The organism is Streptomyces echinoruber (assembly GCF_014651135.1).
GTDB classification, from domain to species: Bacteria; Actinomycetota; Actinomycetes; order Streptomycetales; family Streptomycetaceae; genus Streptomyces; species Streptomyces echinoruber.
The window spans coordinates 1-1,323 of the sequence record NZ_BMWH01000083.1; the positions used below are offsets into that span (position 1 = coordinate 1).

Below are 1,323 nucleotides of genomic sequence, written 5' to 3' on the forward strand. Positions count from 1 at the left end.
GCACAGCGGCACCCGGCAGCGCCGCTACGACGTGCACCGCGCCCGCACCGCCGCCCACGCCAACGCGCAGCACTGACACCCCGTTCACGGACAGGAGCGACCCCGACCATGACCCGCGTGCCCGACCGCATAGCCGTCGCCTCGCTCGACACGCACCGTCTGATCATCGCCGTACGCAACGACGGCACGACCGACGTGTCCTCGAACCTGCACCCGCACCAGGCCGCCGGCGTCCTGCGGCAGCTCGCCGACAGCCTCGACCACACCGCCACGCGTGAGGCGCAGCAGGCCCCCGCGGATTGGGTGGCCGACGTGCGCGACGCCCTCGACTTCAACGCCGAAGACCGCGACCCCGCCCTCGCCACGCTCCGCGACGTCCTGCTCGACGACGCCCCGCGAACCCCCGCGCAGGCCCTCGCCGCCGCCCGAATCCTGCTCGGCGCCCACGCCCGGCACCTCGCCGCCCTGGTCGACCACGAGCAGGACGCCACCCGGGGCCGATGGGGACTCAACCGCTCAACGCGCGGCCTGCTGACCGGATTCAGCAACGCCCGCCGCACCCTCACCGCGTACGCCGACCGCCTCGCCGACGAGCAGGCCCTCGCCGACGCTGACGACCGCGAGGGGGCCGACCGGTGAGCCCCGCCCAGGCCGTCGCCGCGAACCTCACCGTGGCCGCCGTCCTGCTCGCCGCCGCCGTCCGGCTCATCACATGGGCCCTGTCCGGCGAGCCCGGCCGCGCCCCGGACGACACCCGATGACCCCCGCCCGGACGTGCCGGGCGTGCCGTCGACCGCTGCGCGCACCCTCGCCCGACGGCTACGGGCCGAAGTGCCGGCGCAAGACACGGCCGCCCGGCACCCGGGCCCTCCCCGTGGACCTGTACGCCCTCGCCGAGCAGCCGCGCCCCGCCACCCCCGGACAGCTCGCCCTCGACCTCGACGACCAGGAGCAGCACCCCGCATGACCCCCCGTCCCCAGCAGCGCGCGCCCAAGGGCCGCACCCGAGACCGCCACGACCGGCGCGCCGTCCTCGACGTCCTGCTCGCCCGCGCCGAGCGGGGCGTGATCACCCCGGCCGAGGGTGCCCTACTGCGCGCCCACGTCGCCGAAGAGATGCGCCTCGCCGACGAGAACCGGCGGGCGATGGCCGGCACCACGCAGGCCCTCGAACGACACCGCGAGGCCGCCGACGCCGCCATACGCGAGATCGAGCAGCGCGCCGAGCACCGCGAGCGGCAGCTCGCCGACGCCCGCGCCGCCCTCGACCGCGTCGGCAACCTCGCCGCCGACGCCCGCACCCGCGGCCTGCTCATCCACCCG

The 1,323-nt window shown here is 76.7% G+C and carries 3 protein-coding genes and 1 pseudogene; all 4 read left to right on the forward strand.

Annotation, left to right across the window (positions count from 1 at the left end; genetic code table 11):
• Nucleotides 1–108 precede the first annotated feature (108 nt).
• Nucleotides 109–639, forward strand: a complete 531-nt coding sequence (locus IE225_RS32595; protein ID WP_190061278.1) for a hypothetical protein — start codon at nt 109–111, stop codon at nt 637–639.
• Nucleotides 636–761, forward strand: a complete 126-nt coding sequence (locus IE225_RS33860) for a hypothetical protein (RefSeq protein WP_268250029.1) — start codon at nt 636–638, stop codon at nt 759–761. The genes IE225_RS32595 and IE225_RS33860 overlap by 4 nt, the downstream gene beginning before the upstream one ends.
• Nucleotides 758–967 (forward strand): hypothetical protein, encoded by a 210-nt coding sequence (locus IE225_RS32600; protein WP_190061279.1) that lies wholly within the window; start codon nt 758–760, stop codon nt 965–967. Before IE225_RS33860 ends, IE225_RS32600 begins: the two co-directional genes overlap by 4 nt.
• Nucleotides 964–1,323, forward strand: a pseudogene (locus IE225_RS32605) (hypothetical protein); the annotation flags it as partial. The gene IE225_RS32600 and the pseudogene IE225_RS32605, both read left to right, overlap by 4 nt.